Origin of the sequence: Rothia koreensis, assembly GCF_052232265.1 — a bacterium.
Classification (GTDB): Bacteria; Actinomycetota; Actinomycetes; order Actinomycetales; family Micrococcaceae; genus Rothia; species Rothia koreensis.
Window position 1 is genome coordinate 1,315,001 of sequence record NZ_CP197643.1, and the last position, 12,318, is coordinate 1,327,318.

Genomic DNA, 12,318 nt, shown 5'->3' on the forward strand with positions numbered 1-12,318 from the left:
GACAACTACAAGGAGAAATCGTGGCTCAGGATACTGAAGACCAGATCACCACCGAGGGCGTGGAGGCGACCAGCTACACCTCAGAGTCCTCCGCCCCCGTCGTCGAGAGCGCTCCGACCGAAAGGCCGGCCCTGACCGTTTCGGGCGCTGCCGTCGGTCGTCGCAAGCAGGCCGTCGCCCGCGTTCGCGTCGTCCCCGGATCGGGACAGTGGACCGTCAACGGCCGCCCGCTGGACGTCTACTTCCCGAACAAGCTGCACCAGCAGGAAGTCAACGACCCGTTCAAGCTCCTCGAGCTCGAGGGTGCCTACGACGTCATCGCCCGCGTTCACGGTGGTGGCCCCTCCGGCCAGGCCGGTGCGACGCGTCTCGGCGTTGCTCGTGCACTGAACGAGATCGACCTCGAGAACAACCGTCCGGCCCTGAAGAAGGCCGGCTTCCTGACTCGTGACGCCCGCGTCATCGAGCGCAAGAAGGCAGGTCTCAAGAAGGCCCGCAAGGCTTCGCAGTTCTCCAAGCGCTAAAGCTTCCGGAGTACTCCTCAACCCCTCGTCGTCCTCTGGGCGGCGAGGGGTTTTGCGTGTTCAGGGACCTCCGAAGCTGTCGGTCCCGGCGTCGGTTCGGCCTCCGGTGCGCGGTCTGTGCCGCGGGACCGCATAAAATGGGCGTGTCCGCACTGGGGAAAGGAAAGAGGTTCAATGTCGAACACTCATCGAAGCAAGGCGTCCAAGTCTTCCGGCACGGAAGCGACGAGCCACGCTACTGAACCGCAGGTTTCCGAAGCGAGTCGGCGCGCAGCCGAACAGGTCACGGTCCGGGGCACCCGAGACCGAGCGAGCGGTGAGGAAGCCACGCCGGCGGTGGCCGAGGCCCTGAAAAAGCAGGAGAGGCGAGTCTCCGTCACGGAGGACTACGCCGCCGAGCTGGACGAGATCGCCTCGCTGCAGCATCGGCTCAAGAAGGAGCACTCGACGTCGGAAGTATGGAAGATCGGCTATCCGTACGAAGAGAAGCTCAAGCGCAAGGAGTACGAGAAGGCCAAGCGCGCCCTTCAGATCGAGTTGCTGAAACTCCAATTGTGGGTCAAGGAGACCGGGCAGAAGATCCTTCTCATCTTCGAGGGCCGTGACGCCGCCGGAAAAGGTGGCTCCATCAAGCGGTTCACGGAGCATCTGAACCCGCGTGGGTCGCGCGTGGTGGCTCTGGAGAAGCCGACTGAGATCGAACAGACCCAGTGGTACTTCCAGCGATACGTCCAGCACCTTCCTTCCGGCGGCGAAATCGTGCTGATGGACCGTTCTTGGTACAACCGGGCCGGTGTCGAACGTGTGATGGGGTACTGCACCCCTCAGCAGTACTACGAGTTCATGAGGCAGGCCCCGGAGCTGGAGCGGATGCTGGTCAACTCCGGAATCAAACTCATCAAATTCTGGTTCTCGGTCACCCGCGCCGAGCAGGTGGCCCGCTTCGAGGCGCGACGGACCGATCCCGTGCGCCAGTGGAAACTTTCCCCGACGGACCTGGCGTCCCTGGACAAGTGGGACGACTACACCGAGGCCAAGGAAGCCATGTTCTTCTACACGAACACCGGCGATGCCCCGTGGACGATCGTGAAATCCAATGACAAGAAGAGGGCCCGGCTCGAGGCGATGCGGTACGTGCTGTCCCAATTCGAATACCCGAACAAGGATCACGAGGTGGTTGGGTCTCCCGACCCACTGATCGTTGGCCCCGCCTCGGACGTCTTCGAAGCGGAAGAGGGCAACAACCGCGATGGGTTTCCGGTAGTCAAATCGGAGGATAGCGGTTCACATGCGTAGAATGTCTTGCGATGTCTAGATTATTTGGAACCGACGGTGTGCGTGCGCGCGCCAACAGCGAGCAGATGAGCGCCCGCTCGTCGCTCGAGTTGGCCCAGGCCGCCGCCGTCGTACTCGGATTCGACCAGGTTCCCGGTGGGGAACGACCCAAGGCAGTCATCGCCCATGATTCCCGCGTCAGCGGTGAGTTCATCGGGGCGGCCATCATGGCGGGACTGGCGTCCTCGGGGGTCGACGTCTACGACGCCGGGATGCTTCCGACACCCGCGGCGGCCTACCTGGTGGCGGATCTGGAGGCCGACTTCGGCGTCATGATCTCCGCCTCGCACAACCCCTTCTACGACAACGGGATCAAGTTCCTGGCGCGGGGCGGGAAGAAGCTTCCCGACGCCGTGGAGGACAGGATCGAGACCCTCTTCCGGTCGCAGGATTTCCGGTTCCCGGACGGCGGCCAGGTCGGCAAGATCTCTCGATTCTCCGACGCCGAGGACAGGTACGTCACGCACCTGCTGTCGACGTTGCCCGGTCGCCTCTCCCTGGATGGGCTGAACATTGTGGTCGACTGCGCGAACGGTGCTGCCTCCGGATGCTCTCCGGACGCCTTCCGCATCGCCGGCGCGCGGGTTCACGTCGTCGCTGCCGAACCCAATGGTACGAACATCAACGACGGCGTCGGATCCACTCACTTGGAAGGACTCCAAGCCAAGGTCAAGGAGCTGGGCGCGGACCTCGGGATCGCTCACGATGGCGACGCCGACCGCTGCCTGGCCGTGGACGAACGCGGTGAGGTCGTGGACGGGGACACCATCATGTCAGTTCTCGCGCTGGCTCGCAGGGACGCGGGCAAGCTCAAGGACAACACACTGGTGGCGACCGTGATGACAAACCTCGGCATGGAGAAGTACCTGGAATCCGAGGGCGTGAAGATGGTGCGCACCAAGGTGGGGGACCGCTACGTCCTGGAAGCCATGAACGACAACGGCTACACCCTGGGCGGCGAACAGTCTGGTCACGTCATCATGAGCGACTATGCCACCACGGGTGACGGCATCCTCACCGGGCTCCACCTGGCGGCCGAGGTGAGCCGCACGGGCCTCTCCCTGTCGACGCTGTCCCACAGGTTCGAGCGTGCACCTCAGACCATGATCAACGTCCCCAACGTCGACAAAACCGCGACCGGCACCTGCGAGCCCGTCCAGAACGCCATCAAGGCCGTGGAAGAGGAGCTCGGCAAGGACGGTCGCGTTCTTCTGCGCCCGTCCGGTACCGAGCCCCTGGTTCGAGTCATGGTCGAGGGCCCCGACCAGGAGACCGTGGACCGTCACGCGGCACGATTGGCCGACGTCGTGGCCAAGGAACTGGCGCTGGTGACTGCCCCGTAACGGACTCGCCCCGGCGACTGTCCATGACTAAGGCCCCGCACCGACGAATCGGTGCGGGGCCTTCTTGGTTCCTGACTGTGAAATGCGCCGCGGCTACAAATATTCTTCGACGACGGCGTCCGGCGGAGGCTAGTTCTTGTTGGCCTCAGGGTCGACGTAGGAGGACGCGCCGGTGACGTTCTTGTTGGAGATCAGTGCGTCGCGAATCTCGGTCAGCAGGGCGACCTCCGGCTCGGTTTCGTCCTCCTCCTCGAGTCCGAGCTTGCGGGCACGACGGGCGTTCATGGCGTTGATGGGCATGACGATGCAGAAGTACAGGGCCGCCGCGACCAGCAAGAAGTTGACGAGGGCCGTGAGGAATACCCCGATCTTGATCTGGCCGAAGACCAGGAAATCGTCGAATTTGGGCGAGCCAACGAGCATGGAAATGGCCGGCATGATGACCGACTCGACGAGGGCGTTGACGACGGTGCTGAACGCCCCGCCGATAATGACACCGACTGCCAAGTCGATGACATTGCCGCGCATGATGAAATCTTTGAAACCTTTGAGCATGCGGACAATCCTAGCCAAGACTTGGGCAAATGCGCATCGGGAAATGCAGAATTCTGTGTCGGTCCGTCACACACGGCCCCGTCGAGAACCGACAGCAAGGGAATCGGGCGGGTCGATCAGTTTTTTCGCAACAGGACGCGTCGCGTCGAATGGTCCGCATCCTTCGAAAGAATCAATTTGGCCCTGCCTCGTGTCGGGCGCACGTTGTGCAGGAGATTTGGCTCGTTGATCCGACGCCAAATATCGAGTGCGGTGCTGCGTGCTTCGTCGTCGGAGAGGTTCGCGTACTTGCGGAAGTAGGAGTCAGGATCCGTGAAGGCCGATCCGCGCAGCTTGAGGAACCGGTCCACATACCACTGCTCGATATCGCTGGTTCGCGCATCAACGTAGATCGAGAAATCGAAGAAGTCACTCAAGGCGAGTGCGGCCTTGTCATCGGGGCGCAATTGCGCCGGCGCCAAAACATTGAGCCCTTCGACGATGAGGACGTCAGGTCGGGTGACCACCGTTTCGTCGTCCTGGAGAATGTCGTACGTCAGATGGGAATACTTGGGGGCCGTGACCACGGGGGCCCCGGACTTGATCTCGGAGACGAAGCGGAGGAGTGCTCGACGATCATAGGACTCCGGGAACCCTTTCCGTTGCATGAGTCCCCGGGCCTCGAGCTCCGCATTGGGATAGAGAAATCCGTCCGTAGTGACGAGCTGAACATTCGGCGTCGTTGGCCAGCGACTCATGAGGGCACGGAGGAGACGGGCCGTGGTGGACTTGCCCGCTGCCACCGAGCCGGCGACGCCGATTACGAACGGCGTCCGCTGATGGTGCTCGTGAAGGAAGTCATTCGTTTTCTGGTTCAGGTCCCCGACCGAATTCACATACAGGTTCAACAACCTGGACAGGGGGAGGTAGACCTGACGGACTTCCTCGACGTCGAGGGTCTCGCCGAGGCCACGGAGTCTTTCGATCTCGGTCGATGAGAGTGGTACATCGATTTCGTCCGAGAGTCGCGACCAGGTCTCCCGGTCCAGCGACACGAACGGAGAAGTGCGTGATACTGCCGTCGCTTGGCTCATTGAAAAAAGTGTACGGCGATTCACGCGCCATGTCCGAATTCATTGCGAGGAGATATCCGGTCCACAGGTGTACTTCGCCAGGTGTGCAAGCGGTTATGCTACTCCCAAGCCGGAAAACGTATAGCCCATTCGAAAGCCGGTGAGTCCGCAGCCGCTGTCTCGGCTTCGGAGCGCGGTATCCGTGCGGAACCGGTGGCGCTTCGGAACCCCAGGCCGCATGCCCGTCGAATCTGGAGTCATCGTGTCAACCGCATCCACTGAAGCCACCGAAAAGAAGAAGGTCGGGGCGCGCGTTCGCGTGCAGAAATTCGGAACCTTCCTCTCCTCCATGATCATGCCGAATATCGGTGCCTTCATCGCGTGGGGGCTGCTGACGGCATTGTTCCTCTGGTCGGACGATCCGGGCGGGGGGCAGGGGCCGTTCGCCAACGAGCACATCAACGCCGTCCTGAACCCGACGGTCACGTACCTGTTGCCGATTCTGATCGCTTACACCGGCGGCAAGCTGATCCACGACGTCCGGGGCGGCGTCGTAGGCGCGGTGGCCACCATGGGCGTGATCATCGCGACCTCGAGCCCGGTCTTCATCGGCGACAACCCCGGGTCGCCGATGTTCCTCGGGGCCATGATCATGGGGCCACTCTCCGCGTGGGTCGTCAAGAAGTTCGACCAAATCATGGAGGGGCACATCAAACCCGGGTTCGAGATGTTGGTCAACAACTTCTCCTCGGGAATCATCGGTGCGGCACTGGCCATTGCCTCGATGTTCTGGCTCGCTCCGATCATGCATCTTCTGATGAATGCCGCCGGTGTGGCCGTCCAGTGGCTCATTGACCTTCGTCTCCTGCCTTTGGCGTCGATCCTGATCGAGCCTGCCAAGGTGTTGTTCCTCAACAACGCGATCAACCACGGGATCCTGACCCCGCTGGGCACGGATCAGGCGCTTCAACAGGGCAAATCGATCCTGTTCCTCCTGGAATCAAACCCGGGCCCCGGCTTGGGCGTTCTCTTGGCCTACATCATTTTCGGCCGTGGCAGCGCACGGGCATCGGCACCGGCCGCTGCACTGATCCACGCCTTGGGCGGCATCCACGAGATCTACTTCCCGTACGTTCTGATGAAGCCCCAGCTCCTCCTGGCCACGATCTTCGGAGGAATGTCCGGGGTCTTCGTGGAGCTGCTGTTCGACGCGGGGCTGCGCTCGCCGGCCGCACCCGGGTCATTGATCTTCCTGTACGTGAATGCGCCCCCGAACGCGATGCTCGGGGTCACCTTCGGGTGGATCACCGCGACCATCGTCTCTCTGGTGATTGCCTCCGTGATTCTCAAGGCGTCGAAGCAGGGCGAGGACGACCTGGCCCAAGCGACGGCCGACATGGAACGCATGAAGGGCAAGAAGTCCTCCGTCGCCGGAGCCCTCGGGGGCGACCAGGCCAAGAACTCGAGGATCGAATCGATTGTCTTCGCGTGCGACGCCGGGATGGGGTCCTCCGCGATGGGCGCTTCGGTTCTGCGCAACAAGATCAAGCACGCGGGGTTCGGCAGCGACGTCACGGTGGTCAACAAGGCCATCAACTCGCTCACGGACGACTACGACCTGTTGGTCAGCCACGAGGACTTGGCCGACCGCGCCGCGGCCCCTACTCCCTCCGCAACGCACGTGGCCGTTGACAACTTCATGAGTTCGCCGCGTTACGACGACATCGTCGACCTGATCAGCCAGCAGCGAGGAGGCGACAACGGGCAGACCGCGGCTGCATCTGCCGAAACCTCCGCAGCATCCGCTCAGGGGAGCGAGGACCAGGAGATACTGGCCACCTCCTCGATCATCCTGGGCGGGACCGCGGACGGCAGGGACGACGCCATCGACGAGGCCGGCAAGCTCCTCGTGAGCACCGGGAAGGTCGATGCCTCCTATATCGACTCGATGCACGAACGCGAAGGATCAGTCTCGACGTTCATGGGCAATGGCCTCGCCATTCCCCACGGAACCAACGACGCGAAGTCGGCCATTCATTCTTCGGCGATGTCCTTCGTGCGCTATGACGAAGGGATCGACTGGAACGGCAAGACCGCACGCTTCGTCATCGGCATTGCGGGTGCGGGGGGAGAGCACCTCTCCCTGCTCCAGAAAGTCGCCAAGATCTTCTCGAACAAGGAATCCGTGGCCCAGCTCGAGGCCGCCAGCACTCCGGAGGAGATCCTCGAGATCTTCGGAAAGGTCAACGCATGAAAGCACTCCATTTCGGGGCCGGGAACATCGGCCGCGGTTTCGTCGGCGTACTGCTCCACGAGGCCGGCTACGACCTCGTGTTCGCCGACGTCGCACAACCCCTGATCGACTCCCTCAACACCGAGGAGTCGTACACGGTGCACGAGGTGGGCAACCAAGCGCGCGATATTCGTGTCACAGGGTTTTCCGGCGTCAACTCCGCTGCGGACCCCGAGGCGCTCACGGAGCACATCCGAACCGCGGACATCGTGACCACGGCCGTGGGGCCCACGGTGCTTCGGCTCATCGCGCCCGCGATCGCCGAAGGTCTCAGGGCGCGTGCCGCCTCCGGCGCAGGCAAAGTCGCCGTCATGGCCTGTGAGAATGCCATCAACGCGACCGATGGCCTGGCCGAAGCGGTACGGGCCGTATATCCGGAAGCCGACGAAGCAGCGATCTTTGCGAACACCGCGGTGGACCGCATCGTGCCGAACCAGGAACCCGGACAGGGTCTCGATGTGACCGTGGAGACATACCACGAGTGGGCCGTCACCTCAGCTCCATTCGGCGGGACAACACCGGACATTCCCGGAGTCACGTGGGTCGACGACCTGGCTCCGTACATCACGCGCAAACTGTTCACCGTCAATACCGGCCACGCCGCGACGGCGTACTTCGGATTCGGGGCGGGAATATCCAAGATCTCCGATGCACTCGAGAATCCGGGTGTGCGCGCAAAGGTCGAGTCGGTTCTGGCCGAAACGAAACAATTGCTGGTTGAGAAATTCGGGTTCGCACCCGAGGTCCAGCAACAGTACGTGGAGAAGATCCTGACGAGGTTTACCAACCCGCACCTCCCGGACACCGTGGATCGTGTGGGACGCGCACCGTTGCGCAAGATCTCGCGCCAAGAGCGTTTCGTCGGGCCGGCCGCCGAACTTGCCGAGAACGGGCATCCGGTTGAAGCGCTCGTTACGGCGATCGGTGCGGCCTTGGCTTTCGACGTACCCGAGGACGCCGAGTCGGCCGAGATGCGCAGGCGTTTGGCCGAGGCGCGAGGCGACCGTTCCGCGACCAATGTGTTGGTGACGGAATGGACGGGGATTGATGCGGCTCACCCGCTGTACGAACCTCTGTCCGAGGCTTTCTCCCGGGCCTGAATCGACCCGTGGACCAGTTCGACGCGGTCCCGTTCCCACCAGGGGAGCGGGGCCGCGTTCCGTGTCACTACCGAGCGGACGGCATCATGCTCTGGCGTGGGATAACATGAGCACATGTGTGGAATCGTTGGATACGTAGGCGAGCCCGGCTCGTCCGAACGTCAGTACTATGCACTCGACGTCGTTCTCGAAGGGCTTCGTCGACTCGAGTATCGCGGTTATGACTCGGCCGGCGTCGCCGTGGTCGCCGATCACCGCATCGGCAATCGCAAGAAGGCGGGCAAGGTGGCCGCCCTGGATGCCGAACTCGAGGCGAATCCGTTGCCGAACGCCGTGCTCGGCATCGGTCATACCCGGTGGGCCACCCACGGCGGACCCACCGACGCGAACGCCCATCCGCACGTCGTCGACCACGGTCGTCTGGCTGTCGTGCACAACGGCATCATCGAGAACTTCTCCGAGCTGCGGTCCGAACTCGGCGGCAAGGGATACGACTTCGTGTCGGAAACCGACACCGAAGTCGCCGCGACCCTCCTCGCGGACTACTACAACAACGACGCCGACCACGATCTGTCCGTGGCGATGCGCATGACCTGCCAGCGCCTGGAAGGCGCCTTCACCCTCTTGGCCGTCCACGAGGAGCACGAGGACCGGATCGTCGCGGCGCGACGCAACTCGCCCTTGGTCATTGGTCTCGGGGAGAACGAGAATTTCCTGGGATCCGACGTCTCGGGCTTCATCGACTACACCAAACAGGCCGTCGAGATGGGCAACGACCAGATGGTGACCATCACGGCCCAGGACTTCGAAATCACCGACTTCGAGGGGAACCCCGCCGAGGGGAAGCCGTTCGAGGTCAAATGGGATGCCACCCAGGCCGAGAAGGGCGGGTTCTCGTCCTTCATGGACAAGGAGATCCACGATCAGCCGGCAGCCGTGCGGGACACGCTGCTCGGCCGCTTGGATGAGAAGGGGCGTCTGACGCTGGATGAACTGCACATCGACGAGTCGGTGCTGCGTTCCGTCGACAAGATCGTCGTCATCGCCTGCGGCACCGCGGCCTATGCCGGGCACGTCGCCCGTTACGCCATCGAGCACTGGTGCCGGATCCCCACCGAGGTCGAGCTGGCTCACGAGTTCCGCTACCGCGATCCGATCGTGACCGAAAAGACCTTGGTCGTGGCGCTTTCCCAGTCCGGCGAGACCATGGACACGCTCATGGCCATCCGGCACGCCCGCGAACAGGGCGCCAAGGTCATCGCCATCTGCAACACCAACGGTTCGTCGATTCCCCGCGAATCGGACGCATCGCTGTACACCCACGCGGGTCCCGAGATTGCCGTGGCCTCCACCAAGGCGTTCCTCGCCCAGATCACCGCCGCCTACCTGCTCGGCCTCTACCTCGCCCAGTTGCGCGGCAACATGTACTCGGACGAGGTCATCGAGATTCTCGACGAGCTGCAGAAGATGCCTGAGAAGGTCCAGGAAGTCATCGACAACGAGAAACAGGTCCAGGACCTGGGCACGCAGATGTCCGATGCATCCTCGGTGCTCTTCCTCGGTCGCCATGTCGGTTTCCCGGTTGCCCTCGAGGGGGCGCTCAAGCTCAAAGAAATTGCCTACATCCATGCGGAGGGTTTCGCGGCCGGGGAGCTCAAGCACGGTCCGATCGCCCTGATCGAGGAGGGCCAGCCCGTCTTCGTGATCGTTCCGTCCCCGCGGGGCCGCGATTCCCTGCATGCGAAGGTCGTCTCCAACATCCAGGAAATCCGCGCTCGTGGGGCAATCACGATCGTCATTGCGGAGGAGGGCGACGAGGACGTCAAGCAGTACGCCAACCACATCATCTATGTGCCGCAGGCGCCGAGCCTGATGCAGCCGCTGCTGGCCACCGTGCCGCTTCAGGTCTTCGCGTGCGCTCTCGCCGGTGCGAAGGGCTACGACGTCGACCAGCCGCGTAACCTGGCCAAATCGGTCACCGTGGAATAAGTGGTCCCTGGAGAACGCCCGTTGCAGTCATGCGGCGGGCGTTCTCTTGTATCCCGGGTATCCGAACCAGAAGAACAGGAGTTCCGCGTTGATCATGGGAACCGGAGTCGACGTCGTGGACATCGACCGATTCGCCGAAATCATTCAGCGCACACCCCGGTTGCGCGATCGGCTCTTCACTCGGGAGGAACACGACCTTCCGGCCCGTTCCCTGGCCGGTCGTTTCGCGGTCAGGGAAGCGGTGGCCAAGGCCTTGCACGCCCCTCCCGGGATGATCTGGAGGCATTGCTGGGTCCGCAAGGATCGGTACGGTGCCCCGAGGCTCGTGGTTACGGGCACGATTCGGGAAACCGCCGAACACCTCGGCATCAACAGGTGGCATGTCAGCATTACCCACGATGGCGGGGTAGCCATGGCGAGTGTGATTGCGGAACGCTTGAATGAAGAAGAACTGCTTCTTGCGCAACGACTCGAGGAGACGACGTGGGGCTGAGGACGTACACCGCCGAACACATCACGCAGACCGAGAAACCGCATCTGGACGCGGGAGTTCCCCTCATGGACCGGGCCTCCCACGGGCTCGGAGAGACTGCGTCACGGCTGTTGGCCGAACGCACGGGCACATCCTTCGGGAAGCACGCGCTGTTGCTGGTCGGCAAGGGCAACAACGGTGGTGACACTCTGTATGCGGGGGCGTACCTGCGATCGGAGGGCATGAAGGTCACCGCCGTCCTCCTGGCCGACGGTTGTCACGATGAGGGGCTGGAATCCTTCACTCGGTCTGGGGGACACGTGCTCCGGGTATCGGACATGTCCGAATCGGATGCTGTGCGCAGCGTCGTCGACGAATCGGATCGGGCGGATCTGATTATCGACGGAATTCTCGGTACCGGCGGTCGCGGCGGCCTGAGGAGCCCCGCGCGCGACGTCGTCGCAGCAGTCGGTGCGCGGCACGGCACGTCGGAAGCAAGGAATCGCGACCGGAAACCCCTGGTCATCGCGTGTGATGTTCCTTCGGGGCTGGACGCGACCACCGGCCAGGTTCACGGTCCGGTGCTCCCCGCGGATGTCACGGTGACTTTCATCGGCGCGAAGACCGGGCTCGTCGCCACCCCGCGGCGTAGTCTCGTCGGCCGCATCGTCGTCCTGGACCTCGGAATCGGCGAGGACCTCCCCGCAGCCGACGCCGAGGTCATGCAGAATTCGGATTTCCCCAGCGTGTGGCCGATGCCGCGTGAAGGGGACCAGAAGTATTCCCGGGGCGTCCTGGGCACCGTGGTCGGCAGCGACGATTTTCCCGGCGCGGGACTCATGTGCCTCAGGGCTGCGATCAACGCCGGCGTCGGAATGGTCCGGTATACCGGAGGCGACTTCCTTGCCGGAACCGTCGCGGTGGCCTGTCCGGAAGCCGTGCGGACCGAGGCGGTCGGCGTCGACAGGGTTCAGGCCTGGGCCATCGGATCCGGAGCCACGGGGTCGGTTCGAGAACACGATATCCGGGCCGCGCTGGACTCCGGGCTTCCTTTGGTCGCCGACGCCGCCGCCATCGATATCCTCGCCCGCGACGCCGCCGACGACTCCCGGTCCGGCCCACACGTTGTCATGACGCCCCACGCGGGCGAACTCGAGCAGGCACTCGAATGGTTCTCTCGACTCAACTCCAAGGGCGCCGAACCGTTGAGACAAGCCGCGGAGGATGCGGGATGGCCTCGCGAGGAATTCCCCGAGGAGGGGTATCCGTCTCGCGAGACCATAGAATCCAGCCCGCTGGTGTGGGCCCGTGCAGCACAGACAGTCCTCGGCGGGACGATTCTGCTCAAAGGCCCGACCACGGTTGTGGCGGGTCCGGGGCGCACGTGGGTGCATTCCGGAAACAGCTTCTGGCTTGCGACAGCCGGTTCGGGTGATACTCTGACCGGCATCCTCGGAGCCGGCATCGCCGCGTACGCGGCACGCGTCGAGAACGGCCAGGCGGACCCCGCCGACCATGACGCCTGGGCGCGTGTCACCGCTGCCGGTCTGCTGGTTCAGCGTGCGATGAGCCGGGTCGCTCCCGGACCGGTGCCGCCGACCGTGGCCGCGGAACGGATTCCTCAGGCATTGGGCAACCTGGCCGGACGCTGACCC

10 protein-coding genes are annotated in these 12,318 nt (G+C 63.4%); 8 read left to right on the plus strand and 2 right to left on the minus strand.

The window, feature by feature from the left end; genetic code table 11:
• The first annotated feature begins 20 nt into the window (after positions 1–20).
• The 3 genes from rpsI (at position 21) to glmM (ending at position 3,202) form a co-directional block, all read left to right on the plus strand.
• Positions 21–524, plus strand: coding sequence for a 30S ribosomal protein S9 (rpsI, locus tag ACTSLZ_RS05810; protein WP_443095986.1), 504 nt, complete (start codon positions 21–23; stop codon positions 522–524).
• A gap of 174 nt (positions 525–698) precedes the next feature.
• The gene (ppk2, locus tag ACTSLZ_RS05815) at positions 699–1,820 is read left to right on the plus strand and encodes a polyphosphate kinase 2 (protein WP_443095987.1); all 1,122 of its coding nucleotides are present in this window, start codon (positions 699–701) and stop codon (positions 1,818–1,820) included.
• An 11-nt stretch (positions 1,821–1,831) separates the two neighbouring features.
• Positions 1,832–3,202: a phosphoglucosamine mutase gene (gene glmM, locus ACTSLZ_RS05820; protein WP_178979539.1), complete on the plus strand. Its 1,371-nt coding sequence runs from the start codon at positions 1,832–1,834 to the stop codon at positions 3,200–3,202.
• 129 nt (positions 3,203–3,331) lie between these two features.
• On the opposite strand, the gene mscL is transcribed toward glmM, so the two are convergent.
• On the minus strand, positions 3,332–3,757 hold the full coding sequence (gene mscL / locus ACTSLZ_RS05825) for a large conductance mechanosensitive channel protein MscL (protein WP_443095988.1): 426 nt from the start codon (positions 3,755–3,757) through the stop codon (positions 3,332–3,334).
• 116 nt (positions 3,758–3,873) lie between these two features.
• Positions 3,874–4,830, minus strand: a complete 957-nt coding sequence (gene coaA, locus ACTSLZ_RS05830) for a type I pantothenate kinase (RefSeq protein ID WP_178979540.1) — start codon at positions 4,828–4,830, stop codon at positions 3,874–3,876.
• A gap of 241 nt (positions 4,831–5,071) precedes the next feature.
• Between coaA and ACTSLZ_RS05835 the strand changes: the two genes are divergently transcribed.
• The 5 genes from ACTSLZ_RS05835 (at position 5,072) to ACTSLZ_RS05855 (ending at position 12,315) form a co-directional block, all read left to right on the plus strand.
• On the plus strand, positions 5,072–7,063 hold the full coding sequence (locus tag ACTSLZ_RS05835) for a PTS mannitol transporter subunit IICBA (protein ID WP_443095989.1): 1,992 nt from the start codon (positions 5,072–5,074) through the stop codon (positions 7,061–7,063).
• Positions 7,060–8,202 (plus strand): mannitol-1-phosphate 5-dehydrogenase, encoded by a 1,143-nt coding sequence (locus tag ACTSLZ_RS05840; RefSeq protein ID WP_443095990.1) that lies wholly within the window; start codon positions 7,060–7,062, stop codon positions 8,200–8,202. The genes ACTSLZ_RS05835 and ACTSLZ_RS05840 overlap by 4 nt, the downstream gene beginning before the upstream one ends.
• Positions 8,203–8,316: 114 nt before the next feature.
• A complete protein-coding gene (gene glmS, locus ACTSLZ_RS05845; RefSeq protein ID WP_129313935.1) occupies positions 8,317–10,191 on the plus strand; it encodes a glutamine--fructose-6-phosphate transaminase (isomerizing) in 1,875 nt (624 codons plus the stop codon).
• An 88-nt stretch (positions 10,192–10,279) separates the two neighbouring features.
• Complete coding sequence (locus ACTSLZ_RS05850) at positions 10,280–10,684, plus strand: holo-ACP synthase (protein ID WP_129313936.1); 405 nt, start codon at positions 10,280–10,282, stop codon at positions 10,682–10,684.
• Positions 10,675–12,315 carry a bifunctional ADP-dependent NAD(P)H-hydrate dehydratase/NAD(P)H-hydrate epimerase gene (locus tag ACTSLZ_RS05855; RefSeq protein ID WP_443095991.1) on the plus strand — a complete coding sequence of 547 codons (1,641 nt, stop codon included), beginning with the start codon at positions 10,675–10,677 and terminating at the stop codon, positions 12,313–12,315. Before ACTSLZ_RS05850 ends, ACTSLZ_RS05855 begins: the two co-directional genes overlap by 10 nt.
• The last annotated feature ends 3 nt before the right edge of the window (positions 12,316–12,318 follow it).

Coding starts and splice junctions, on each gene's coding strand:
- coaA (WP_178979540.1), bottom strand. CDS start 4,830: ATGAGCCAAGCGACGGCAGTATCACGCACTTCTCCGTTCGTGTCGCTG.
- ppk2 (WP_443095987.1), top strand. CDS start 699: ATGTCGAACACTCATCGAAGCAAGGCGTCCAAGTCTTCCGGCACGGAA.
- glmS (WP_129313935.1), top strand. CDS start 8,317: ATGTGTGGAATCGTTGGATACGTAGGCGAGCCCGGCTCGTCCGAACGT.
- glmM (WP_178979539.1), top strand. CDS start 1,832: ATGTCTAGATTATTTGGAACCGACGGTGTGCGTGCGCGCGCCAACAGC.
- ACTSLZ_RS05840 (WP_443095990.1), top strand. CDS start 7,060: ATGAAAGCACTCCATTTCGGGGCCGGGAACATCGGCCGCGGTTTCGTC.
- mscL (WP_443095988.1), bottom strand. CDS start 3,757: ATGCTCAAAGGTTTCAAAGATTTCATCATGCGCGGCAATGTCATCGAC.